The sequence below is a fragment of the Amycolatopsis sp. NPDC051372 genome (assembly GCF_040682095.1).
Classification (GTDB): domain Bacteria; phylum Actinomycetota; class Actinomycetes; order Mycobacteriales; family Pseudonocardiaceae; genus Amycolatopsis.
The window spans coordinates 239,347-261,902 of record NZ_JBFBAF010000003.1; the positions used below are offsets into that span (position 1 = coordinate 239,347).

Genomic DNA, 22,556 nt, shown 5'->3' on the forward strand with positions numbered 1-22,556 from the left:
CGATCAGGCAGGGCCGCCTCCAACGATCCAGCTCAGACGCCGGTGCTGTTGAAGCGCTCGCGGAAGGCCGTGGGGGTCACGCCGAACTCGCGGGCGAAGGCGCGGCGCAGCGACGCCGGCGAGCCGAAGCCGACCTGGCGCGCGATGGTGGCGATGGCGTCGTCGCAGGATTCGAGGCGGGATTTGGCGGCTTCGACGCGGACCTGTTCGACGTAGTGGGCCGGGGTGGTGTCGAGCTCGTCGCGAAAGAGACGGTTGAGGTGGCGGACGCTGAGGCCGGCCGTGCGGGCCATGCCGGCCAGCGAGTGGGGCGCCGCGGGGTTGGCGGTGATGGTGTCGAGGAGTTTGCGCAACGGCTCGTGCCGCGGGTGGGTGGTGCTCGTGCGGACGCTGAACTGCGACTGCCCACCAGGGCGCTGCATGAACACGACCATGTCCTTCGCCGCGGCGCGCGCGACGTCGGCGCCGAACTGGCACTCCACCAAGGCGAGCGTCAGGTCGATGCCGGCGCTGACGCCCGCCGACGTCACCACCTTGCCGTCCCAGACGAAAAGCGCGTCGGGCTCGACCGTCGTCGTCGGGAAGCGCGTGGCGAGCTCGCCGGTGAAGCGCCAGTGCGTGGTGGCGCGGCGGCCGTCGAGCAGGCCCGCGGCGCCCAGGAGGAAGGCGCCGGCGCAGATGGACGCGACGCAGCCCGCCCGGGCCGCGAGGTCGCGCACCGCGTCGACCATGGGCGGCTCGAGGACGGTCGACGCCCAGTCCGCGCCACCGGCGACGAGGAGGACGTCGCAGGAGCCGGTGACGTCGGCGATGCGGCCGTCGACCGCGAGGGCGGTGCCGTTGGAAGTCGCCGCGGGGCGGCCGTCGGGTGAGACGACGGTGATGTCGTAGCGCGCGCCGAAGTCGTTGGCGGTGGTGAGAACTTCCAGCGGCCCGGTGAGGTCGAGCAGCCGGACGCCGTCGTAGGCCAGCACCACGACCCGACGCGCACCGTTCGACGGGCTCACCCGCCACCTCCGTTCAGGGTCGGTTTCGATGCTAGCCGCGGCTTCGGCAGGAAGACGGCCGCGACCAGCGTCGTGAAGGCCATCACGCCGGCGGTGACGGCGAAGCTCAGCGCGTAGCCACCGGCGGCGGCGTGGGCGCTGTCGGCCCCGGCCGAAAGCAGCGACCGGGTGTGCGCGTCACCGACGGCGACAAGCGTGGCCAGGCCCAGTGCCATGCCGATCTGCTGCGAGGTGTTGTTGATGCCGCTGGCCGTACCCGCGTCGGCGCCCGTGGTGCCGTCGACGCTGGCGATCATCCCCGAGATCACCGCGAAGCCGGCGCCGAGCGGGAAGAGCAGCATGCCGATGAGGACGTCACGCACGCTGGAACCGCCGACGTCCACGCCCGCGAACATCACGAACGCGGCGGTGAGCAGGAGCAAGCCGAGCACCATGACGGCGCGCTGCCCGATGCGCGGGATGAGGCGGGCCGTGAGCCAGCCGGTGAGCATGAACAGCGGGCCGATCGGCAGGAACGACAACCCGGAGTACAGGGCGTTCAGGCCGGCGACCTGTTGCACGTACAGCGCCATCGTGAAGAACAGCACCCCCATGGCCGCGCTGAACGTCAGCAGCACGAGGTTGCCGATCGCGCGGCGGCGCGACAGCAGGAAACCCAGTGGCACCAACGGGTTGCTCGCCTTGGACTGCCACCAGCCGAACGCCAGGACCAGCACGACACCCACCACCGCGGCCCACCGGCCGGCCGCGGCGAGGAGGCCGTAGACGATCAGTGTCAGACCCACGGTCGCGAGGACGGCGCCCGCGATGTCGGGGCGGCCGCGACGCGGGCTCCGGCTTTCGGACACCAACGCGGGCGCGCACACGAACGCGACCACCGCGATCGGCAGGTTCACGAAAAACACCCAGCGCCACGACAAGTACGTGACCAGCACGCCGCCCAGCACCGCGCCGAGCGCGGCGCCCAAACCGCGCAACACGCCCCACGTCGACAGGGCGCGGGCGCGTTCGGCGGGTTCGGTGAACAGCACCGTGACCAGCGACAACGCGGCGGGCGCCACCAGCGCGCCGCCCACGCCCTGCAGCACGCGGCTGATGACGAGCATCGCGGGCGTCACCGCCACGCCGCCGATCGCCGACGCCACCGCGAACAACGCGAGCCCGGCCAGGAACACGCGGCGCCGCCCGAGCGCGTCGGCGATCCGCCCGCCCAGTAGAATGAGGCCGCCGAACGGGAGCGTGTAGCCGTTGACCACCCAGGAAAGCCCGACGTGGGAGAAGGCGAGGTCGTGCTGGATCGGGGCGAGCGCGACGTTGACGACGGTGGTGTCCAGCAACAACATCAGTTGCGCCACGGCGAGGACGATCAGCCCCCACCACCGCCTCCGGGCGGCAGTGGCGGACGCCGTGCTGGGCAACGCTGAGGACATCGAAGGCACTCCCAAGACACTCCACGGGCCGGCGCTGATCGCCGGCCCGTGAGTTCCAACCGCCGCCGCTGCCCGGGCGATGGTCCAGAACGTGCCGTGCGACGGGCAGTTCCGGCCACCAACGCAAGACGCCGCGGCGAGCCCGGGACGAGGGCTCACCGCGGCGTCGAGGGAGCTCAGGCCTCGATCGGGCTGAGGACGAAGATCGGCATCTTGCGGGTGGTCTTGGTCTGGTAGTCGGCGTAGTCGGGCCACACCTCGACGGCGCGGTCGAACCAGCTGGCGTACTCGGCGTCGTGGACTTCGCGGGCCTCGTAGTCCTTCTTGACGGGGCCGTCCTGGAGCTCGACGTGGGAGTTCGCGACGACGTTGTAGTACCAGACCGGGTTCTTCGGCGCGCCGCCGAGCGAGGCGACCACGGCGTACTCGCCGTCGTGCTCGACGCGCATCAGCGGGGTCTTGCGGAGCTTCCCGGTCTTGGCGCCCACCGAGGTCAGCACGATGACGGGCTTGCCCTGGTTGTCCGTGCCGTCCTGGCCACCGGACTTCTCGATCAGCTCCGCCTGGTCACGGCTGAAGTCGAAGGGGCTCGGCTCGTATTCGCCGGTCAGCGGCATGTCCGCACCTTTCGTGTCGGCAACGGGCCTCGACCTGAGGCCCATAATCGGACTATACCCCGCTTCGACGAGCAGACGTGACGGCGGCAACACCCAAGGCGAAGATCAGCCGCAGACGCGTTCGACCAGGGTTTTCCAGCCGGCCGCGAGTTCCCGCGGCATCGTGGCGGGGGCGGCGCCGTCCGGAGCGCGCAAGTAGAGGAGAAGCGGGCCTTCGAGCGCGGCCGTCAGCTGCAGGGCCAGCGCGCGGATCCCCGGGACGTCGGGGCAGGCCTCGCGCAGCAGCACCTGCACGTGGAACAGCGACGGGCTCGCGGAAACCGGGATCGGCTGCGCCGGGTCGAGCGCCGCGCGGGCCAGCGCCGTGCGTTCGATGAGGAACTCCATGCGCGCGTGGCCGAAGGCAACGAGGCGTTCGACGGCCGGCGCGCCCGGGCCGAGCGGGGGCGGGCCGTTGAGGATCCGCTCCTGAAACGCCGTCTCCTCCACGTCGAGCAGCGCGAGGAAGATGCCCGCGCGCGTGCCGAAGCGGCGGAAGACGGTGCCCTTGCCCAGGCCGGCGCGCTCAGCGAGGCCGTCCATCGTGACCTTGTCGGCGCCGAGCTCGTCGACCATCGCGCGCGCGACCTCGATCAGGTGCGCACGGTTGCGGGCCGCGTCGGCGCGCTCCTCGCGCGGGCCGCCCAGGGGGATCGCAATGGGTTCCACGAGCGGCACGCTACCCGTCGCAGGCCACCGCAGGATGGCCGTCGCGAGATCCCACAGCGCATGCCCGGGCCGCGGCGCGAGAAGATCGCGTTACTGACCGGGGGCAGTTCCGACTACTTCGTGCGCTGCGAGCAGGACCCCAGACAGCAACCCCAAGTGACTCCGAGGAGCGGTTGCGCCTTCTGGCTACTTTGGACAGTCCGGTCGACCGCGTGGCGCCGCTTTCGCCGGCCGCCGCGGCGGAGTGACTCAGCGGTCGGACACCGTCGTCACGAAGCGCGTCGCGATGTCGCGGAGTTTGGTGTTGGTCGTCTGAGATTCGACGACGAGGCGCTGCATCGCTTCGTCCGCGTCGATGCGGTGGATGGCCATGAGCATGCCCTTGGCCTGCTCGATCACGGCGCGGGTCTGCATGGCGTGTTCGAGCTGCTCGGCGCGGGCGCGCGCGTCGCGGTAGCGGTGGTGCGTGCGCAGGCCGAAGGCGACCATCGTGACGTAGACCTTGAGCAGCTGGCCGTCCAGCTCGCGGAAGCCGTGGTCGCCGAAGCCGAAGAGGTTCAGCGCGCCGGAGAGCTCGTCGTCGACGCGCAGGGGGGCCGCGAGGTAGCTGCCGATGCCGAGCTCGGCGGCGACGTCGGTGAACTCTGGCCAGCGACGGTCCGCGGCGGGCAGCGAGAGACGCACGATCTCGCCGGTTTCGGCGGCCTGCAGGCAGGGGCCTTCGCCTGCGGCGTACTGCGCGGCGTCGACCTGTTCGGCGCGGGGATCGGTGGTCGCGGCCGTTTCGCCCTTTCCCGAGCGGATCACGGTCACGCTCGCCATGTCGGCGCCGGGAACAGCGCTCACGGCTTCGGCGCAAATCACCTCGAAGAGAACGGGTTCGAGCCGGTCGTCCTCGAGGGCCCGGGTGAGCCCGCGCATGGCCTCGGCGAGCTCGTCGAGCTCTTCCGACATTTTCGTCTCCTCATCCACTCCGCCTGTCTCCTGTCGTATGCGTGCGGGCGAGCTGGGTGGCGGATTGGGTTGCGTCGAACGCCTCAGGGGGAGAGGGCTGACAATCTCGGCCGGGTCAGTCCCAGCCCGGATCGCAGCGGCCGCGCGCTTCGGCGTCGACCGCTTCGCGCAGAGCCGACCGCAACTGCACGCGCGCGAGGACCCCTCGTACGGCGGTGTCGCACGGCGCCGTGCCGTCCTGGGCGGTCATGCCTCCAACCGTCCTCCTGAAACCGGCCGAGCGCCACCTCGGCAACGCGGTGAACTCGGCGGCGGTCTGCGGGTTGCGCCAAGACTGGGACCGAATCGCTCGAACATCCGCAGTACAGCCCCGTCGCGAACTGGGCGCGCGCGGTGTTCAACCGGGAGCTTCGCCTCTTCACCGACTGACGGGTGTCGGTCATCAGGGCGAACCTCCCGCGGACGCGGAGAGCACTTCCTCGGCTTCGTCGAGCCACGTCGTGAAGACCGTCTGCGCCGCGCGGGTCAGCGTTGGGCCGTGAGTGGCGGCGTCGGCGCGGAGAGTGCGGGGGTCGACGCCGGCGGTGGTGAGTTCGAAGGTGTGGCCGATGAGCCAAGGTTCGAGGCGCGTGTGGTCGGCTTCGAGGTGGAACTGGAGGGCGAGGGTGCCCGGAGCGGGGCTGAAAGCCTGGTGGGGAAACCCCGGGGTTTCGGCCAGGGTCGTCGAACCGGCGGGGATGGCGAACTGGTCGCCGTGCCAGTGGAGGACGGGGACACCGTCCAAAGGGGACAGCACCGAGTCGCGGCCCGCGGGTGTCAAGCCCAGCGGGGAGTAGCCGATTTCCTTCTTGCCGGTCGGCGTGACGTCGGCGCCGAGGGCGGCGGCGATGAGCTGGGCACCGAGGCAGATGCCCAGAGTGGGGCGGCCAGTCGAGAGCCGCGTGGCGAGCGAGGCGAGTTCGTCCGGCAGGAACGGGTACAACGCGGTGTCGTCGACGCCGATGGGGCCGCCGAGCACGACCACGACCTCCGGGGCGGACAGCACGTCCGGCGTGATCGGGTCGACGCCGGCTTCGAGGTAGTCGACGGTGTAGCCGCGGGCGAGCAGCAGCGGCGACTGTTGACGAGTCCCTCTGTTACCTGCCCGCCGAAGAAGCCCTCCGCCGGTTCAAGGATCGCACCCTCGCGCCCAGCGAGCTCATGGCCGCCGTGATCGACCGCTGCGAAGAGGTCAACCCGCACGTCAACGCCATCACCAACCGCTTCTACGACCAAGCCCGGCAGCAGGCGGCCGACGCCGACCAGCGCTACCGCGACGGAAGCGCGCGCCCGCTCGAAGGAATTCCCTTCGCCGTCAAGGAACTGCACCCCGTGAAGGGCGTGACGACTTCGTGGGGCTCCAAGATCTTCGAAGGCGTCGAGGCCGACCACACACTGCCGGCCATGCAGCGCATGTTCGACGCCGGCGCCATCATGCACATCCGCACCACCACGCCGGAGTTCGCCCACTGCGGCCACTGCCACAGCCCGCTCTACGGCATCACCCGCAACCCATGGAACCTCGACTTCAGCAGTGGCGGTTCGTCGGGCGGGTCGTCCGTCGCCGTCGCAACCGGCATGGCCGTGCTGGCCGGGGGTGACGACGGTGGTGGCTCGCTGCGCATGCCCGCGTCGTCGTGCGGGATCGTCGGGTACAAGGCGCCGTTCGGGCGCAACCCCTCGGCGCTGCTGGACACGATGTTCGAGGCCATCGTGCACGTCGGCGTGCTCGGCCGGACGGTCGGCGACGTGGCGCTCGCGCAGAACGTGGTCTCCGGCCAGCACCCGGACGACATCACGACGCTGCGCGAGCGCGTGACGATTCCCGCTGGTCCCGGCTCCGTGGACGGCCTGCGGATCGCGTACTCGCCGGACCTGGGTTACGTCGAGGTCGACACCGAGGTGGCGCGGCTGACCGAGGTCGCCGTCGCGAAGCTGGCCGACGCCGGCGCGATCGTCGAAGAGGTGGACCTCGGCTGGAACGAGAGCACCTACGACGCCTGGGTCACGCACTGGCAGGGACTGTTCGCGACCATCGCCGGGGAGCACATCTCGCAGTGGCAGTACAAAATGGACCCGTTCGTGCGCCACCTCATCCTGCAGGGCCGGCAGCTCGACCACGTGCGGGTGAAGAAGACCGAGCTCGTCCGCACGGAAATGTGGACGAAGCTGTCGGCCGTCTTCGCGAACTATGACCTGATGGCCTGCCCGACGCAGGCCGTGCCCGCGCTGGCGGCGAACCACCAGAACGACGACGAGTCCTTCACCGTCAACGGAAAACCGGTCGACGCGTACCTCGCGTGGGCGCTGACCTACCCGTTCAACCTGCTGGGCCAGCTCCCGGTGCTCACCGTGCCGTCGGGCATCAGCGAATCGGGCGTGCCGACGGGGCTGCAGATCGTCGGCAAGCCGTATCACGACGAGGCGGTGTTCTCTGCGGCCAAGGCGTTCGAGGCCGTCGCGCCGTGGGCGCAGCGGCACCCGAACCTTTAGGACACAGCGGTTTCGGGCACAGTGGTTTCGGACTGAGCGGTTTCGGACTGAGTGGTCTCGGACTCGGCTTTCTCGGATTCCGTGCTGTCAGGCGTCACAGTTTCGGGTGTTTCAGAGGGGAGCTCAACCGGGCTCCCCTCTTCGCCCGCCCGGCGCTTGCGCAGCCGCCGAACCACGAAAACAACAACGAGCACCAGCAAAACCAGCACGACCAGCAACGTCCACGGAACCGCCCAGCCACCGGCCGAGCCCGTCACCACGTCGCGCGGAGCGACGGAGCCGGACGCATCCGTGAGCAGCGGCGTGATCGACACGTCGGCGGCCACGCGCACCCCCGGAACCACACCGTGGACCGGTACCGAAACGTGCCACGTCTCCCCCGGCAGCAGCTGCGGCGAGTCCGGGATCGCGGCGGCCGGGATGGTCCAGGCGCCGAACAAGCTGGAAACCGAAGCGCTCTGCCGAGCGGCGGTGATCGCGTTACCCGTGTTGTGCAAGGTGTAGGACAGCGTGGCGTCACCCGTGCCGAACGGGTTCGCCGTGCCCGAGTAGTCGACATGCGCGTCCTCGACGGACAGCGCGGGCGTCAGGTCACCGCCCACCCGCAGGCGGATGCGGATGCCGAGCCGACGCTCGACGGTGCCCTGCTGCACCGACGTGACGATGCCGCCCAGGAAGTCGCCGGCTTTGGTGCCGGCGGGAACGGCGACGGTGAAGGGCACGTCGGCCGATTCGCCGGGCCCCAGCTTCAGGTGGTCGCTCGCCGCGCGCGCCCACGCGCCGACGCCGACCGACTTCTTGTCGCGAGCGAGGAGGTCGACCTGCCCGTCGGGCCGGGTGAACGCGTCCGCCGTGTACACGGCCAGCTCCAGCGGCGCCGTGCCGTTGTTGACGACCTTGAGGCCGTCGTGCACCTGCTCTCCCGCCTCGGCGGTGTAGCTGTAGTTGACGCGGTCGGCACCGAACTCGTTGTCCGCGGTGCTGACCGCCCAGGGCACAGTGCCCTGAGAAGCAGTGCCCTGAGAACCAGTGTCCTGGGCAGCAGTGTCCTGAGCAGCGGCGGGCATCGCCGTGGTGGCGGCGAACCCGGCGGCGAGCAGCACGGCGGCGAGCGCGCGGGTGAGCGTGGAACGCATGTGCAGTCCTCGGGCAGGTGGGCAGAACGGAAGGGGCGGCAGGGGCGGGTGCCGGCGAGCACCCGCCCCTGCCTGGTGGATCAGGCGAGTCAGCTCAACGCGGTGAGCGTGGAGCCGAGCTTGCCGAGGGTCTGGCTCAGCCAGCACGGACCGTCGTGGTCGTCGTGACCGTGACCGTCGTCGCCGTGGCCGCCGTTGCCGCTGCCACCGCCGTTGTGGCCGTCGTTGCCGTGGCCGTTGTCAGCCTTGGTGTGGATGACGACCTGGTCGACAAAGGAACCGACCTTGCCCGCGGGCGAAGCGCCCTCGTCCGGGCCGCACCACTTGACGTTGCCGCGCTCGACGGCCGCGTTCGGAGCGGCACAGGTACCGCTGCGGACTTGCTGAACCTCGAGCTTGTCGTCCCGCACCTGGACCTTCACGTACGTGCGCACGTGCTCCTGGTTCTCGACCGAGTTGGCCCAGTGGTTGTCCGGGTTCAGCGGGTCGGCGCCGTAGTTCGGGTCCTTCGTGGTGTCCGGGTCGGTGAGGTCGTAGTACTTCGACCCCGACGCGGAGTTCGCCGTCACGTAGACGACGCCGCCCGGGCCCTGCTGGACCTGCGTGGCGCCCGGCTGCTCGGCCGGGTTGGCCTTCTTGCCGTTCTTGATCACGTAGCTGCGCGAGTAGCTGTGGTCGTGACCCTGCAGAACCAGGTCGACACCCAGGTTGGAGAACGCCGTCGGGAAGTCCTGGCGGCGCAGCTGGTTGTCACCGTCGTTGGCGTGATCCGCCGGCGAGTAGATCGCGTGGTGGTACACGAGCACCGTGTACTTGGCCTCGCCGCCGTGCTTCTTGATCACGTCGGTGACGTAGGCGATGTGCGCCTCGTCCGCGTTGTTGGCGTAGGCGTTGCTGTTCAGGTCGATGAACAGCACACCCTTGTAGGTGTACCAGTAGTCGCCACCGGAGTTCGTGTTCTGCGAGCCGTTGTAGAACGGCGTCGAACGGTCGGTGTTCGGCGTCCAGAAGTGCTGCTCGTAGGCCTTGCCGCCGACGTCGTGGTTGCCGATGGTGGCGGCCCACGGGTACTGGCGCAGCTTGTCCGAGCCGAGGAACGCGTCCCAGTCCGCCTCGACGTTGGCGGACTCGACCTGGTCACCACCCGACACGAGGAGCTCGGCCTTCGGGTTGGCGGCCAGCGACACGTTCAGGGTGTCGGCCCAGCCGGCGCCGTCCTTCGCGACGTCACCCGACGAACCGATCTGCGGGTCACCGTAGAACAGGAAGTCGAAGTCACCCTTGAAGGACTGCGTCTTGAAGGAGTACGTCGGCGACCAGCCGTCACCGTTGCCGATGCGGTAGGAGTACGCCGTGTTCTGCTGCAGGCCGTCGAGCGTGGCGTGCGCGTTGAACCCGCCGTTGACCGCGTTGCTGCCGACGACCGCCGCGAACTCCTTGGCGTTGGTGGGGAACTTGCCGTGGTTGAGCCAGTTGGTCGGCACCAGTTCGACCGTCTGGTCGGCATTGGTCGCGGTATACCACGACAGCACGCGCTGCGATTCCTTGGCGCCGACACCGAGGACGATGGTGTTCGCCTTGGCCGGCGGGGTCGGCGTCCACGTCGCGGCAGTCGCCGAACCGTTGCCGAACGCCAGCATGAGGCTCACGCCCACCGTCGCGATGCCGAAGGCGAGGTTCCGCCCGGATCTGGAAGGTTTCATCGGATGTACTTTCCCTTTCGGGTAAATGGGTCGGGAAGACCGATTGATAGCGTTTCCGCCCATGGTGTGCGTTAGGTGAACTTCGCCGGAAGGGCGGGTGGCCCGCCCAGGAATTACGTGGTCAGCCCGCCGCGATGCGCTCGACGAACCACGTGAGACCCATCACGGAGACGCCCGCCGCGATGACCCCGGTCATCCATTGTGGAGCGAAGTTCGCGCGGCGGCGGATCAGCACGAGGAGCGGGAAAACGATCGCGATGATCGCCAGCTGCACCGTCTCGATGCCGACGTTGAACACGAGCAGCGACCACAGAAGTGTCCAAGACCACGCGGTGTCGATGCCCAGGGCCGAAGCGAACCCGAGGCCGTGGCAGAGGCCGAAGCAGAACACCACGGCGAGCCTGATCCACCCGGTGCGGTCGAGGCTGAAGTGGCCTTCGCCGGTGAGGTCGTCCTCGATGCCGTTGACCTTGCGCCGCCACAGCCGCCACAGCGGCCAGGCCGCGACCACCGCGATCGACAGGGCGATGAGGGGCTCGATGATCGCGGCCGGCACCGTCACCAGCCCCAGCGCGGCCAGCACGAACGTGACGGAGTGGGCCAGCGTGAACGTGGTCGCCGCCAGCACGATCTCGCGCAGGCGCCGGGAGCCGGCGATGAGCGCGAGCAGGAAGAGGATGTGGTCGAGACCAGTGAGCAGGTGTTCCGCGCCGAGCCGGAAGAACTCCCAGAACCGCTCGCCGAACGACTGCTGCGTGGAGAACGACGGCTGGTGCGCGTCGAGCGCGGCGCTGCCCGAGGTCAGGTCGAGGTCATAGGTGACGACCGTCTTGGTGTCGCGGACGTAACCCTCGGCATCAGGGAACAGCGCGCTGCGCACCTCGTGGGCATCGGCGCTGCCGCAGCGGTAGTCGAGGTCCAGCAGCGCGTAGGGGACGCCTTCCCGCTGCTCCATGCGGAAACCGCCGTCTTTCGTTGGCGCGCAGGGACTTTCCGTGGTCACGTGGAAGCGTTCCGTCACGTACTTGATCACGGCGGCCGAATGGTCTTCGAGCGCTTTCGCCTGCGCGGCGGAATCGTGTGCGTCGAACGCAGCAGTGCCCTGCTTGAACAGCGGGTCGTCGTGCTCCGCGTCAGCGACGGAGACGACCAGTAGGTCGTACTCGAGGCCGAGCTCCGCACGCACTTGTCCTGACCCAGGCGACGTGACGTCGGCGTAGACGACCGACGAGAACCCGTGCGCGGACGCGGTCGAGGTGCCGAGAATAACCGCCAGCGCGGCGAACGCGAAAACTGTTGCCAGGCGGGTGAAACGTCTGAGGGGGCGGGGCATGGACTTCCTCTTTCCGGTTGCTCGCCCGCACTTTGCTGGGCGCAAGCGAACAACCGGAGGAGCGCGGGCGAACAAGCAGCGACCGGATTCCGACGGAAGAATGCGACGCACCGGAAACCGGTGGCGATCAGGTAGGAAGGAGACCGATCCACGCACCACTGCCCTGAAAGGACGATCCGGCTTGCGTTCACGATTCGTGGTCGTCGGTGCACTCACGGCAGTGCTCCTGAGCGGGTGCGGCGCCACCGACGATTGGTCGGGACCACACCCCGCGCCCACCGCCGTCGGCGTGCTCGGCCAGGGGTTCACCAGCACGCCACCGACTCCGGAAGCGACGATCACCCCGCGGCCGGGTTCGTGGGACGCCGTGCACCCGGCGCCGGGCTACCGCGTGGTGCTCCTGACCGCCGGCGACGGCCCGCAGACGAAAACCCTGGTCGGCGCGGTCAAGGACTGGGCTGAGCAAGAGCAGGTGAGCCTCAAGGTCGTCACGGCCGACGATCCCGTCCGCCACACCGACAGCATCGTCGAGGCGATGGACCTCGCGCCGGACCTCGTCATCACGGCCGGCAGCGAACTCGTCGACGCGATCACCGTGGTCACCGCCAGCCACCTCGACCGGCAGTTCCTCGTGCTCGGCGCGGAAATCGCGGAACCGACCGCCAACGTCACCGCCGCCAACTGGCCGGGCGCCACCTTCCGCGGCGCCGGTCTCACCACCGCCACGGGCGACGACCCGGGGTCGTTCACCCCGGCCCGGGCGGCGGCGGCTGTGCGGGCGGGTGTGGCCAGCGTCCTGAGCGGACTGACGGGAATCGTCATCCGGCTGAAGTAGGTACAGCAAAGGGAGGGAAGCCGGGGCTTCCCTCCCTTGTGCACGGTCCCCTCCGGACGGTCACTTCCGGATCGTGAGCAGATCCGCCAGGTCGATGCGCTCGTAGAACTCGCGGTGGATGCGGTCGGCGACCGCCGAGACCTCGGCCGAACCGTCGTCGGACGGGTCGATGATCACGCGGTAGGGCCGTTCGCCGCGGGGCAGGGCGACGATGCGGGCGATCTCGGCGGCTACCGAGGAGACGTCGGCGTCGGCCGGTTCCAGGGCGGCGAGCTTGCCCGAGACCTGCTCCATCAAGCCGGCGTACTTGGTCTCGTAGTCGGCGACCACGACGTCGTCGGCCGGGCGGCCCGAGTGCGCGAAGTGGTTGGTGCCCGAGGTGAACGCGCCGGGGACCACGATCGACGTCTCGATGCCCCACCGGGTCAGCTCGGTCGAGTAGCTGACGGCGAGGGCATCCATCCCGGCCTTGGCGGCGAAGTACGGCGCGAGGTACGGCGGGGTGCCGCCCTTGACGCTGGAGCTGGAGACCCACACGACCAGGCCCTCGCCGCGGCGGCGCATGCCGGGCAGCACGGCGCGGTTCACGCGCTGGGTGCTGAGCACGTTCACGTCGTAGAGCTGGGCGAGCTGTTCCGGCGTGAATGCCTCGGCCGGGCCGGTGACCATGTGGCCGGCGTTGTGGATCAGCACGTCGATCGTGCCCCTGTCGGCCTCGATCTGCGCGACAGCCGCGTCGATGGAGTCCTGCGAGTTCACGTCCAGCTCGATGGCACGCAGGTCGACATCGTGCTCCTTCGAGTAGTCAGCGACGGCCTGGACCTGCGGGGCGTTGCGACCGGTCGTCTCGCGCATGCCGGCGTAGACGGTGTGGCCCTGGTCGGACAGCGCGCGGGCGGTGAGGGCGCCGAAGCCGCTGGAAGCACCGGTGATGACGATGGTCTGGGACATGGGAGTTCTCCTTCGAAGCAGCAGGCGGGGACGGAGGGAGAGGCCGGCTCAGATGGCTCCGCCGTTGGTGTAGATGACCTGGCCGTTGACCCAGCGGGCCGGACCGGCGAGGAAGGCGACGGCTTCGGCCACGTCCTCGGGCACGGCGAGGCGCTCGAGCGGCGGAACCTTGGCGAGCCGGTCGATGACCTCCTGCGGCTTGCCTTCGAGGAACAGCGCGGTGGCGGTGGGACCGGGGGCCACGGCGTTCACGGTGATGTCGCGGCCGCGCAGCTCACGGGCCAGGATCAGGGTGATCGCGTCGACCGCACCCTTGGAAGCGGCGTAGGCGGTGTAGTCGGTGAGCGCCAGCTTGGTGACCGAGGTCGAGAAGTTGACCAGCGCGCCACCGGGGCGCAGGCGGCGGGCGGCCTGCTGGTCGACCACGAAGGTGCCGCGGATGTTGATGCGGTGCATGCGGTCGAGGTCGGCGAGCTTGAGCTCGGTGAGCGGCGACAGGAGCATGATGCCCGCGGTGTGCACGACCACGTCGACGCCGCCGTAACGCTGCTCCGCGGTGTCGAACAGGGCCGCGACCTGGAACTCGTCAGCCACGTCGGCCTGCGCCGTGCTGGCCACCCCGCCCGCGGCGGTGATCGCGGCGACGACCTCTTCGGCGCGCTCCGGGTTGCCCGAGTAGTGCACCAGTACCTTCATGCCGTCCTTGGCCAGGCGCTCGGCCACGACCCGGCCGATCCCGCCCGAACCGCCGGTGACGATGGCGACGCGGTCCTGGGTGTTCTTCGTGCTGGTCATCTCTGCCTCCGTATCGGTGTTCCGCTCTGTCGATATCGACGCTACAGCCTAACTCGTATCCGCGCTAGAGTATTCCCGTATCAACGATATGACCTGGGTAACACGGGTACGGATCGTCGTTACTTGCGCTATCCGGCCCGATGTGGCACAACGCACGCGGCGTTTCGTCCGGATCGGACCCGCCCGTTCCCTGCCGCACTCCTGCGCGCCGACGACGGGACATCTTGTTTTCACGGGGCGGTGCTGGGGTGACGTGCGCACATCCCCGTGCACCGGAACGAGGAGCTGTCTTGAAACGCAGTCGAAGAAGCAGCGCGGTGGTGGCCGCTCTGCTCGCGGGAAGCGTGGTCACCTTCGGGGCCACCGGAACAGCGGAGGCCTCGGCACCCAAGCCGTGGCTGCCGGCCACTCCCGCGAACTGGAGCCTCGTCGTCGACCGGACGAAGACGACGCCGGTGACCGTCACGCGCGGCGTGACCCAGTACTCCGAGACCTATGACACCGTCGGCGGCCGCCAGCACACCCAGGTGCTCGACGTGAACCTCGGTGACCCGAACGTACGCCTCGGCGTGGTCGAAGCCGGTGACGTGATCACCAACCCGGCCGACGAGACCGTCAGCTCGATGGCCGCCCGCACCCACGCGGTGGCCGGCGTCAACGGCGACTTCTTCGAGATCAACGCCAGCGGCCGCCCACTCGGCGGCGTGATCACGAACGGCAAGCTGCTCAAGAGCCCGCGCCCGAACTTCAACGCGCAGCTCGGTGTGCGCGCCGACGGCACGATGGTGCTCGGTCCGCAGACGTTCTCCGGTTCGGTCAAGGACGGTGCCGCGAGCACTCCCCTGACCTCTGTCAACGTTGTCAACGACGTCGCGTCCGGCGGCATCACCGAGATCACCCCCGACCTCGGCGGCGCGACAGCCCTCCCGGCAAGCACGCTCGTGCTCGGGCACGAGACGCAGGCGGGCACGTTCGTCGCCGACTCCGTGCAGACGGGCGTGACCGCGGCGCCGGCCCTGACGAAGGGCCAGCTCGGCCTCCTCGGCGGCGGCGCGGGCGGCACGTGGCTGGCGAGCACCGTCCACAGTGGAGACTCGGTCTCGGTGACGGCCGACACCGGCGGCCTCAAGCAGCTGCTGTCCGGCTCCACCATGCTGGTCAAGGACGGCGCGGTCTACAACGACCCCACCGGCAACCCGCCGGGCGGCGTCAACCCCGAGACCGTCGTCGGCGTGAGCAAGGACGGCAAGCACACGATCATCGCCACGCTCGACGGGCGCCTCGGCGCCAGCGCGGCGCTGGGCGTCACGCCCGCGCAGGTCGCGGGCTACATGGTGGCCCACGGCGCGTACAACGCCGTGCTCTTCGACGGCGGCGGCTCCACCGAGATGGCCGCCCGCAAGCCGGGTGACCCCGCTGTTTCGGTGATGAACAGCCCGTCGGACGGCCACGAGCGGCCCGTCGCCAACGGCCTGTTCCTCTACTCGACCGAGCAGGCCCCCGGCTTCGCGCGCACGATGGTCGTGAACGGCGGTAAGGGCGTCGACACGGTGCCCGGCGCGACCGTGCCGGTTCCCGCGTTCGGCCTCGACTCGCTCGGCAACCCCGCGCGCGAGAAGGCTTCCGTGCAGGTTGTGCCCTCGACGCTCGGTTCGTGGAAGGACGGCCAGTTCACCGCGGGCCACGCGGGCACCGGCGTGCTGATCGCCCGCGCGGGCATCGCGGTCTCCGTGCAGCCGCTGCGGGTCGTCGACCGGCTCGGGTCGCTGCAGATCTCCCCGACCGACCCGGACCTGAACAACGGTGGCACACAGACGTTCACCCTGTCCGGCTCGACGTCGACGGGCACCGCGGTCGCCATCCCCGCCGCCGCGGCTTCGTGGTCGGTGAGCGACGCGTCGCTCGGCAGCGTCGACAAGTCCGGTGTGTTCACAGCGGACGCGGTGAACTCGGGCCTGGAGAAGGTGACGGCGAAGGTCGGCGGCACCACGGCGACCGCGACCGTGGCCATCGGCAGCGTGTCGCAGGAGCTCAACGACTTCAGCGATCCGGCCGCGTGGAGCCTGCGCAACACCACAGGCCAGCCGGCCACGATGGTCGCCGCGCCGGGCGTGGTCCCGCCGGGATCGACGGCTTCGGCCTCGACACAGCTGACGTACACGATGCCCGCGGGCTCCGGCGTGAAGCAGCTCGTGCTGTCGCCGAAGTCCACGATCACGGCCGGCGCCAACACCAGCGGTCAGAACCCGACCGGCATCGGCGTGTGGGTGAAGGGCGACGGCACCGGCATCCAGCTGGCCGAGTCGTACATCGGCATCGACGGCGCCACCACCACGCTGTACCCGACCACGGTGACGTGGCAGGACTGGCGCCTGGCCATCGCGACGCTGCCGCCGGGCCTGAACTTCCCGCTGCGGATCAGCTTCGTCGACTTCCTCACGATCAACCCGAGCCAGACGACGTCGGGCACGCTGAACGTGAGCGGTCTGCAGGCGCTGTACTCGCCGCGCCCGCTGGTCACGCCGCCGTACCAGGCGATTCCGCAGAACCCGTCGTGGCTGAAGTTCTCGGAGAACGCCGCGGACTTCTCGCGTTCGGGCTCGACGATGCTGCTCGGCGACGACGCGCACATGGTGGCGAGCGACCCGGGTTCGGCGTCTTCGAACGTCATGGACACCATCAAGGGCCGGCTGCCGACGTTGCCTTCGCAGGCACGGCCGTCTTCGGTGCAGGCGCTGGGTGACATGTCGGACGACGGCGCGGTCGCCGACCTGCAGTACGCGCAGCAGAAGATCGCCGCGCTGGGCGTGCCGTACCACGACGTGGTGGGCAACCACGAGATCAGCCAGGGCGTGCTGCCGGAGAACGGCAACTTCGCCCAGGTTTTCGGCGCCACGCACTACCAGTACAAGGCCGGCGACGCGCAGGTGATCGTCACCGACAACGCGCACGGCAGCCTGCAGTCGTCGGACGCGTTCCAGTCACCCGCCGAGGCGCAGTACCCGTGGCTGGTCAAGCAGCTCACGGACGCCTCGTCGCAGACCGTGCTGGTGACCACGCACATGCCGGCGTACGACCCGCACCCGGTGGCCAACAGCCAGTTCAGCGACCGGTGGGAAGCCCGCATGTACGTGCGGCTGGTGCAGCGCTACCAGCAGACGCACCCGGACAAGCACGTGGTGATGCTCTACGGCCACGCCCGCGGGTTCGCCGACCAGGTCATCGACCCGCTGGGCAACCCGACGTCGCCGGCCGCCGGGGGCATCCCGCAGCTGACGATCGCGGACCTCGGCATGCCCGCGTACGCGCCTTCGGACGAGGGCGGCATCTACCACTTCGTGCTGCTGCACACCGCTCGTGGTGACGTGCAGTTCTCGGTGGAGCCGGTGCTGTCGTCGATCGCGGTGACGGTGCCCGCCGCTTCGCTACGGGTGGGTGTGTCCGCGGTGGCTACGGCCACGGGCGCCGAGGTCGGCGGGGACAACCTCCCCGCGGCCACGATGCCGATCGCCGATCCGGCTTCGCACGTGTGGTCGTCGAGCGACTCTCGTGTTGCTTCGGTGGACGCTGTGACTGGGAAGGTCACGGCGCGTCGACCGGGCACCATGACGATCTCGGTGACCAGCGGTGGCGTGACGGGTTCGGCGCAGCTGACCGTCACCCGCTGATTCCTCTTGCCGGGCGCGCTCCGTTTCCGGGGCGCGCCCGGCTTTTTCGTCGGTCAGGCGGCCAGTTCCTCGATCGAGACGCGGTCTGCGTAGAACGCGAGGTGGCCCTTGATCGGGGACACCGCGTCGTAGGGCTCCTCGTACGTCCAGACGGCGTTGTCGCCCACGGAGCCGGCCGGGGTCAGGGAGTAGTACGACGCGTTGCCCTTGTACGGGCAGTACGTGTGGTGCTCGGTGCGCGCGAGGGCGGCGAAGTCCACGTCCTCACGCGGGATGTACTGCACCGCCGGGTAGGTGGACTCGCGCAGCACCTGCGCCCGGGTCGTGTCGGCGATGACCGTGTCGCCCAGCTTCACGAGCACGCGGGCCGGGTTGACCTCGACCGTGATCGGGTGGTCGGGGCCGGGGATCTTCTGCTGCGTTGCCTGGGACATGGGTCTCCTCGTTCCGCTGCGGGTTCTCTTCGGTGACAACCACGAAGCGGCGCGGACCCTTCCCGGTCGCCTGGTCGAGCTTCGATTCCGTGGCCGGATCCAGCCTCGCTGAACTGGGCAGACGGCCGATCCTGCTGGCCTTCGCACAGGAGAGCGGCCTGATCCGCACGACGCCCGGTGGCACGCACCTGGTCGTCGAAGACCTGCAGCCGATCGACTTCGGCACCAGCGGCACCCTGCGCGACGAGGTCTTGACGCCCGGCTACCTATGGAAGTTCCAGCGGCGCGAGTGGGGCTACTGCGAAATGACGCTGACGGTCAACGCCGGCCGCGAAGCCGAACTCACCCTCACCAAGGCCGCCGCCGTGCGCGCCCTGTTCGCCGAGAACTCCAGCCGCCACCCGGCCACGCGCGAGGGCTGGCGGGAGATGCTCCACGAGCTGAAGACCCGCGTTCCGAAGACCCGCCACATCGGCGAGTGAGGTCACGGAAGCCGACGGGCGTCGCGGCCGACGCGAGCGGCATCGAACACGTGCGCAGACGCATGTTCGCTCGTTTCTGCGGCGGATCTCACCGCGGGTTCCGGTGGGGACGGAGACCCTGATCATCAGGGGATTTGTCCGGATGCCGGAACCGACGAAAGCAGCCGAGGGGATACCTGTTTTCCGCGGGATCGACGGCTACGTGCAGTTCTGCGTGGTGTTTCGAGGCAGCTCAGGCCGAGACGCGTTTGGGGGCCGTCCGCCACAGCCAGTACAGGCCGACCAGCGGCAGCACGAGCGGGATGAAGACGTAACCCTGGCCGTAGACCGACCACACCGTGGCGTCGGGGAAGGCCTGGCGGTCGAAGATGCTGAGGGTGCCGATCGTCAGCACCCCGAGGAACTCGACGCTGCACGCCACGAGCGCGACCCGCCACCAGCGTTCGCCGCCTTTGGCGAGGGCGAAGGTCGCGAGGAGGTAGACGACGGCGGCGAAGGCCGAGAGTACGTAGGCCAGCGGCGCTTCGTGGAACTTCGTGCCGATCTGGACGCCGGCGCGCGAGGTCGCGGCCAGCGCGAAGATCGCGTACACCGCGACCAGCACCCGGCCCGGGCCCGTGGCCGTCTTACGCGCTTGCTCCACTCCACACCTCGTTCAGTCGCAGCACCATCACCGGGATGGCCAGGCAGGCGATGCCGAGCACGACCGTGCTCGACCGGCTCCGCTCGGCCAGCGCCCACGCCGCGCCGACCGGCAGCACGACCAGGCAGCCGATCAGGTAGGCCAGGAACGTGGCGAGACTGCCGGGCTTCTCACCACTCGCGAGCAGCACGATGCCGACCACGAGCTGGGCGACGAGCAGCACCTCGACCACGCCGAGCGCGACGAGCAGCGGGGTGTCCGGCAGGCGCTTGCGCGCGGCCTGCGCGAAGCTCCACAGCGCGACCAGCAGTGCGCACACCGCCACCGCCACCGCGAAACCGAGAATCACCCGTTCCTCCTTCTGCCGCGCTCGCCACAACGTACCCGCTGGCGTTTCCGGGGCTGTTCGCCGAGGGCCGCCGACGTGGCCGGCGCCACGACCGTCGGTCTCCTGTGGACTGAGCCGTCCCGCAGCTCCACGCGACCGTCGATATCGGCCGCCGGAATCCGTTGATGGCATTCTGCCAATTTCGCGGTACAGTTTATGCCGCACTTCGCCGGACCTGCATGAACAATGCGAGCCGCCGGGTGTTACACCACGACCGAGTGGTGGAGTAATCCGTGAAATCACACAGGGTCCCCGGTATCGGACTCCGGCGGCACTTCTGTCTACCCTGATCAGCCCAGCCGAACCCCCGGGTTGGCGGATTGGCCTGTGCACCTCCGGCGTGCGGGAATATTCCTCGTCAGGGAGTGCGGAAGTACGCGGAGGGTGCGGTTTCATGGACATGCGGTATGAAGCGTTCTGCTTCGCGGATCCGCTGTTCTTCGACGAACAACGCGAAACCGGAGCGGCCGCCGACGACTTCGCCGCCGGGCTGCCGGCGCCGGGACCGATGTGGACGGTGGGCACCCGCGGCATCTGGCGCGTGCTGCATCCGCAGAGCGTTGACCTGCCAGAACAGGGCTGGAAGGTCCACGTTTCGGCCGGAATGGACAATGCGGACCGCGTGCTGGCGACGGTGCACGAGTACTGCGTGGACCGTCGTGTGGCGTTCAAGCACCTGCGGTCCCGGACCATCCTGCTGGCGCGGAATTCCAAATACGCACCTCGCGACGGAAGCGGCAAGTTGATCACGATTTATCCGCTCGACGAGTGCGAACTGGCACGGGTTCTTCAAGATCTTTCCGAGCGGCTGAGTGGCGAACACGGTGCTTATGTGCTCAGCGACCTTCGGTACGAATCCGGACCGTTATACGTACGTTATGGCGGATTCGCCGAACAATGGGCGGAACACGACGGCACACGAGTGCTCGCGATCCGCAAACCCGACGGTACACCTGTGCCCGACCGGCGTGAGCCCGTTTTCTCGGTACCCGATTGGGTGAAGATTCCGGCGTGTCTGGACGCGAGCCTCGCGGCGCGCAAAGGCAGCGATCCGGGGCAGTTCCCCTACCGCGTGACGAGCTCCCTGCACTTCTCCAACGGCGGCGGCGTGTACGTCGCCGAGCGCAAGGCGGACGGGGCGGAGGTCGTGCTCAAGGAGGCCCGGCCCCACGCCGGGCTGGACCGCGAGCTGGTCGACGCCGTCGAACGGTTGGAGCGCGAACACGAGATGCTGCAGCGGCTGGCGGACGTTCCCGGCGTTCCGGACGTGTACGAGCGCTTCACCGTGTGGGAGCACCACTACCTGGCGATGCAGCGGATGCCGGGGACGTCGCTGGGCAGCTGGCTCGCGCTGCACTACCCGCTCACGCGCCGCGACAGCACCGAGGCCGACCTGCTGGCGTACCGCGACCGGGCGCTTCGGGTGCTCGCACAGGTGGAGCGGATCGTCGCCGACCTGCACGAACGCGGGGTGGTGTTCGGCGACCTGCACGCGCTGAACGTGCTGGTGGCCGACGACGACACGGTGTCGCTGATCGACTTCGAGATGGCGTTCGACGTCGCTTCGGGCTCGCGGCCGGCATTGGGGGCGCCCGGATTCCGCGCGCCGGCCGACCGGCACGGGTTCGACATCGACCGGTACGCGCTGGCGATGCTGCGGCTGTGGCTGTTCCTGCCGTTGGCGACGCTGCTGGAGCTGGCGCCGGCGAAGCTGCGGGGTGCGGCGGAGTTCGCGCAGCGGCGGTTCGGGCTGGCCGACGGGTACGCGGACGAGCTGGTGCGGGTGCTGGGCGACGACCGGGCCGGGGGTCTTACCGAGCTCGACGAGCAGCGGCCCGACTGGACGCTGGTGCGCAAGCAGATCGTGGAGGGTGTGCTGGCTTCGGCCACCCCGTCGCGACTGGACCGGTTGTTCCCGGGCGACATCGAGCAGTTCCGGGTGGGCGGCGCGTGTTTCGGCTTCGGCGCGGCGGGCGTGCTGTGGGCGCTCGACGTGGCCGGAGCCGGGCGGTTCCCGGAGCACGAGCAGTGGCTGCTCGACGCCGTGCGCCGCGAACCGCCCGCGCGGCCTGGGTTCTTCGACGGCAGCCACGGGATCGCGTACGTGCTCGAGCACTTCGGCCACCGCGACGCGGCTTCTGCGGTGCTGGCCGCGTCACGCACGCTGGTGGACCAGACCACTGACCACGCCTTCGAGGGCGGGCTCGCCGGGATTGCCTTGACCCAGCTGCACTTCGCGACTTCGCGCGGCGACAACGAGTACGGGCGGCAGGCGCTGGCCACCGCCGTGCGGCTCGCCGAGACGTTGGAGACAGCCGCGCCGCCGGGGAAGTTCGCGCGGGCGGGGCTGTTGAGCGGGTGGTCGGGGCCGGCGTTGCTGTTCATCCGGCTGTACGAGCGGACCGGTGAGCCCGCGTGGCTGTCGTTCGCGGACCAAGCGCTGCGCCGCGACCTCGAAGAATGCGCCACGGCGGACGACGGCTCCCTGCAGGTCCGCGACGGCGAGCGTCGGACGCTGCCGTATGCGGGGATCGGCAGCGCCGGGATCTTGATGGTGCTGGAGCAGCTGGCGCGGGTTTCACCTTCCGCTTTGGCGTGTTCGAGCCTGCCCGCGCTGCGCGAGGCGTGCCGCGGCGAGTTCGTGATCCAGCCCGGCCTGCTGCACGGGCGCGCGGGTCTCATGGCGGCGCTGTCGTTCACCGCTTCGCCTTCTGACCGCATTCGCTCGGCCATCGACCTGCACCTGGCACGCCTCGCCTGGCACGCCGTCCCGTTTCGCGGCGGCCTGGCCTTCCCAGGCAACCAGCTGCTGCGGCTGTCGACCGATGTCACCACCGGGAGCGCGGGCGTGCTGCTCGCGCTGTCGGCCCTGCTGGACGGCTCGGAGGTGCTGCCTTTCCTGGGCGCCACGCCGTCCCCCCACACCTCCGGCCACTGATG

The 22,556-nt window shown here is 69.6% G+C and carries 20 protein-coding genes; 5 read left to right on the forward strand and 15 right to left on the reverse strand.

Annotated elements, in window-relative coordinates; translation table 11 throughout:
- Positions 1-32: 32 nt before the first annotated feature.
- From AB0M56_RS06820 to AB0M56_RS06850, 7 genes are all read right to left on the reverse strand, one after another.
- A complete protein-coding gene (locus tag AB0M56_RS06820) occupies positions 33-1,007 on the reverse strand; it encodes a GlxA family transcriptional regulator (protein ID WP_364171789.1) in 975 nt (324 codons plus the stop codon).
- Positions 1,004-2,437: an MFS transporter gene (locus AB0M56_RS06825; protein ID WP_364171791.1), complete on the reverse strand. Its 1,434-nt coding sequence runs from the start codon at positions 2,435-2,437 to the stop codon at positions 1,004-1,006. Before AB0M56_RS06825 ends, AB0M56_RS06820 begins: the two co-directional genes overlap by 4 nt.
- A 176-nt stretch (positions 2,438-2,613) precedes the next feature.
- Positions 2,614-3,054 carry a nitroreductase family deazaflavin-dependent oxidoreductase gene (locus AB0M56_RS06830; RefSeq protein WP_364171793.1) on the reverse strand — a complete coding sequence of 147 codons (441 nt, stop codon included), beginning with the start codon at positions 3,052-3,054 and terminating at the stop codon, positions 2,614-2,616.
- A 105-nt stretch (positions 3,055-3,159) separates the two neighbouring features.
- Positions 3,160-3,762 (reverse strand): helix-turn-helix domain-containing protein, encoded by a 603-nt coding sequence (locus AB0M56_RS06835; protein ID WP_364171795.1) that lies wholly within the window; start codon positions 3,760-3,762, stop codon positions 3,160-3,162.
- A gap of 249 nt (positions 3,763-4,011) precedes the next feature.
- Positions 4,012-4,716, reverse strand: coding sequence for a GAF and ANTAR domain-containing protein (locus tag AB0M56_RS06840; RefSeq protein ID WP_364171797.1), 705 nt, complete (start codon positions 4,714-4,716; stop codon positions 4,012-4,014).
- A gap of 115 nt (positions 4,717-4,831) precedes the next feature.
- Positions 4,832-4,966: a hypothetical protein gene (locus AB0M56_RS06845; RefSeq protein WP_364171799.1), complete on the reverse strand. Its 135-nt coding sequence runs from the start codon at positions 4,964-4,966 to the stop codon at positions 4,832-4,834.
- 192 nt (positions 4,967-5,158) lie between these two features.
- Positions 5,159-5,827 carry a glutamine amidotransferase gene (locus AB0M56_RS06850; RefSeq protein ID WP_364172011.1) on the reverse strand — a complete coding sequence of 223 codons (669 nt, stop codon included), beginning with the start codon at positions 5,825-5,827 and terminating at the stop codon, positions 5,159-5,161.
- A gap of 89 nt (positions 5,828-5,916) precedes the next feature.
- Between AB0M56_RS06850 and AB0M56_RS06855 the strand changes: the two genes are divergently transcribed.
- Entirely contained in the window at positions 5,917-7,248 is a 1,332-nt protein-coding gene (locus AB0M56_RS06855; protein ID WP_364171801.1) for an amidase, read from the forward strand.
- On the opposite strand, the gene AB0M56_RS06860 is transcribed toward AB0M56_RS06855, so the two are convergent.
- The 3 genes from AB0M56_RS06860 to AB0M56_RS06870 form a co-directional block, all read right to left on the reverse strand.
- A complete protein-coding gene (locus AB0M56_RS06860) occupies positions 7,245-8,384 on the reverse strand; it encodes a DUF916 domain-containing protein (protein ID WP_364171802.1) in 1,140 nt (379 codons plus the stop codon). The genes AB0M56_RS06855 and AB0M56_RS06860 overlap by 4 nt on opposite strands.
- Before the next feature lie 89 nt (positions 8,385-8,473).
- The gene (locus tag AB0M56_RS06865; protein WP_364171804.1) at positions 8,474-10,087 is read right to left on the reverse strand and encodes a metallophosphoesterase family protein; all 1,614 of its coding nucleotides are present in this window, start codon (positions 10,085-10,087) and stop codon (positions 8,474-8,476) included.
- A 121-nt stretch (positions 10,088-10,208) separates the two neighbouring features.
- The gene (locus tag AB0M56_RS06870) at positions 10,209-11,420 is read right to left on the reverse strand and encodes a HupE/UreJ family protein (protein ID WP_364171806.1); all 1,212 of its coding nucleotides are present in this window, start codon (positions 11,418-11,420) and stop codon (positions 10,209-10,211) included.
- A 181-nt stretch (positions 11,421-11,601) separates the two neighbouring features.
- Between AB0M56_RS06870 and AB0M56_RS06875 the strand changes: the two genes are divergently transcribed.
- Positions 11,602-12,255, forward strand: a complete 654-nt coding sequence (locus tag AB0M56_RS06875; protein ID WP_364171808.1) for a hypothetical protein — start codon at positions 11,602-11,604, stop codon at positions 12,253-12,255.
- Positions 12,256-12,315: 60 nt separating this feature from the next.
- Here AB0M56_RS06875 and AB0M56_RS06880 read toward each other — a convergent pair whose 3' ends face one another.
- Positions 12,316-13,206, reverse strand: a complete 891-nt coding sequence (locus AB0M56_RS06880; protein WP_364171810.1) for an SDR family oxidoreductase — start codon at positions 13,204-13,206, stop codon at positions 12,316-12,318.
- 48 nt (positions 13,207-13,254) lie between these two features.
- Positions 13,255-14,001, reverse strand: coding sequence for an SDR family oxidoreductase (locus AB0M56_RS06885; protein WP_364171812.1), 747 nt, complete (start codon positions 13,999-14,001; stop codon positions 13,255-13,257).
- A 320-nt stretch (positions 14,002-14,321) separates the two neighbouring features.
- Here AB0M56_RS06885 and AB0M56_RS06890 point away from each other — a divergent pair, with 320 nt between their 5' ends.
- Positions 14,322-17,669, forward strand: a complete 3,348-nt coding sequence (locus AB0M56_RS06890) for a phosphodiester glycosidase family protein (RefSeq protein WP_364171814.1) — start codon at positions 14,322-14,324, stop codon at positions 17,667-17,669.
- A 53-nt stretch (positions 17,670-17,722) separates the two neighbouring features.
- On the opposite strand, the gene AB0M56_RS06895 is transcribed toward AB0M56_RS06890, so the two are convergent.
- On the reverse strand, positions 17,723-18,103 hold the full coding sequence (locus tag AB0M56_RS06895; protein WP_364171816.1) for a DUF427 domain-containing protein: 381 nt from the start codon (positions 18,101-18,103) through the stop codon (positions 17,723-17,725).
- An 89-nt stretch (positions 18,104-18,192) separates the two neighbouring features.
- Here AB0M56_RS06895 and AB0M56_RS06900 point away from each other — a divergent pair, with 89 nt between their 5' ends.
- Positions 18,193-18,585, forward strand: a complete 393-nt coding sequence (locus tag AB0M56_RS06900) for a hypothetical protein (protein ID WP_364171818.1) — start codon at positions 18,193-18,195, stop codon at positions 18,583-18,585.
- A 232-nt stretch (positions 18,586-18,817) separates the two neighbouring features.
- Here AB0M56_RS06900 and AB0M56_RS06905 read toward each other — a convergent pair whose 3' ends face one another.
- Both AB0M56_RS06905 and AB0M56_RS06910 read right to left on the reverse strand, forming a co-directional pair.
- Positions 18,818-19,189, reverse strand: a complete 372-nt coding sequence (locus tag AB0M56_RS06905; protein ID WP_354873318.1) for a hypothetical protein — start codon at positions 19,187-19,189, stop codon at positions 18,818-18,820.
- Between the two features lie 22 nt (positions 19,190-19,211).
- Entirely contained in the window at positions 19,212-19,577 is a 366-nt protein-coding gene (locus tag AB0M56_RS06910; protein ID WP_364171820.1) for a hypothetical protein, read from the reverse strand.
- A gap of 433 nt (positions 19,578-20,010) precedes the next feature.
- Between AB0M56_RS06910 and lanKC the strand changes: the two genes are divergently transcribed.
- The gene (gene lanKC, locus AB0M56_RS06915) at positions 20,011-22,554 is read left to right on the forward strand and encodes a class III lanthionine synthetase LanKC (protein ID WP_364171822.1); all 2,544 of its coding nucleotides are present in this window, start codon (positions 20,011-20,013) and stop codon (positions 22,552-22,554) included.
- Positions 22,555-22,556 lie beyond the last annotated feature (2 nt).

Excerpts from the sequence above, each read along its gene's own strand:
- AB0M56_RS06825 (WP_364171791.1), bottom strand. The coding sequence starts at position 2,437 with ATGTCCTCAGCGTTGCCCAGCACGGCGTCCGCCACTGCCGCCCGGAGG.
- AB0M56_RS06830 (WP_364171793.1), bottom strand. The coding sequence starts at position 3,054 with ATGCCGCTGACCGGCGAATACGAGCCGAGCCCCTTCGACTTCAGCCGT.
- AB0M56_RS06840 (WP_364171797.1), bottom strand. The coding sequence starts at position 4,716 with ATGTCGGAAGAGCTCGACGAGCTCGCCGAGGCCATGCGCGGGCTCACC.
- AB0M56_RS06845 (WP_364171799.1), bottom strand. The coding sequence starts at position 4,966 with ATGACCGCCCAGGACGGCACGGCGCCGTGCGACACCGCCGTACGAGGG.
- AB0M56_RS06855 (WP_364171801.1), top strand. The coding sequence starts at position 5,917 with ATGGCCGCCGTGATCGACCGCTGCGAAGAGGTCAACCCGCACGTCAAC.
- AB0M56_RS06860 (WP_364171802.1), bottom strand. The coding sequence starts at position 8,384 with ATGCGTTCCACGCTCACCCGCGCGCTCGCCGCCGTGCTGCTCGCCGCC.
- AB0M56_RS06865 (WP_364171804.1), bottom strand. The coding sequence starts at position 10,087 with ATGAAACCTTCCAGATCCGGGCGGAACCTCGCCTTCGGCATCGCGACG.
- AB0M56_RS06870 (WP_364171806.1), bottom strand. The coding sequence starts at position 11,420 with ATGCCCCGCCCCCTCAGACGTTTCACCCGCCTGGCAACAGTTTTCGCG.
- AB0M56_RS06880 (WP_364171810.1), bottom strand. The coding sequence starts at position 13,206 with ATGTCCCAGACCATCGTCATCACCGGTGCTTCCAGCGGCTTCGGCGCC.
- AB0M56_RS06885 (WP_364171812.1), bottom strand. The coding sequence starts at position 14,001 with ATGACCAGCACGAAGAACACCCAGGACCGCGTCGCCATCGTCACCGGC.
- AB0M56_RS06895 (WP_364171816.1), bottom strand. The coding sequence starts at position 18,103 with ATGTCCCAGGCAACGCAGCAGAAGATCCCCGGCCCCGACCACCCGATC.
- lanKC (WP_364171822.1), top strand. The coding sequence starts at position 20,011 with ATGGACATGCGGTATGAAGCGTTCTGCTTCGCGGATCCGCTGTTCTTC.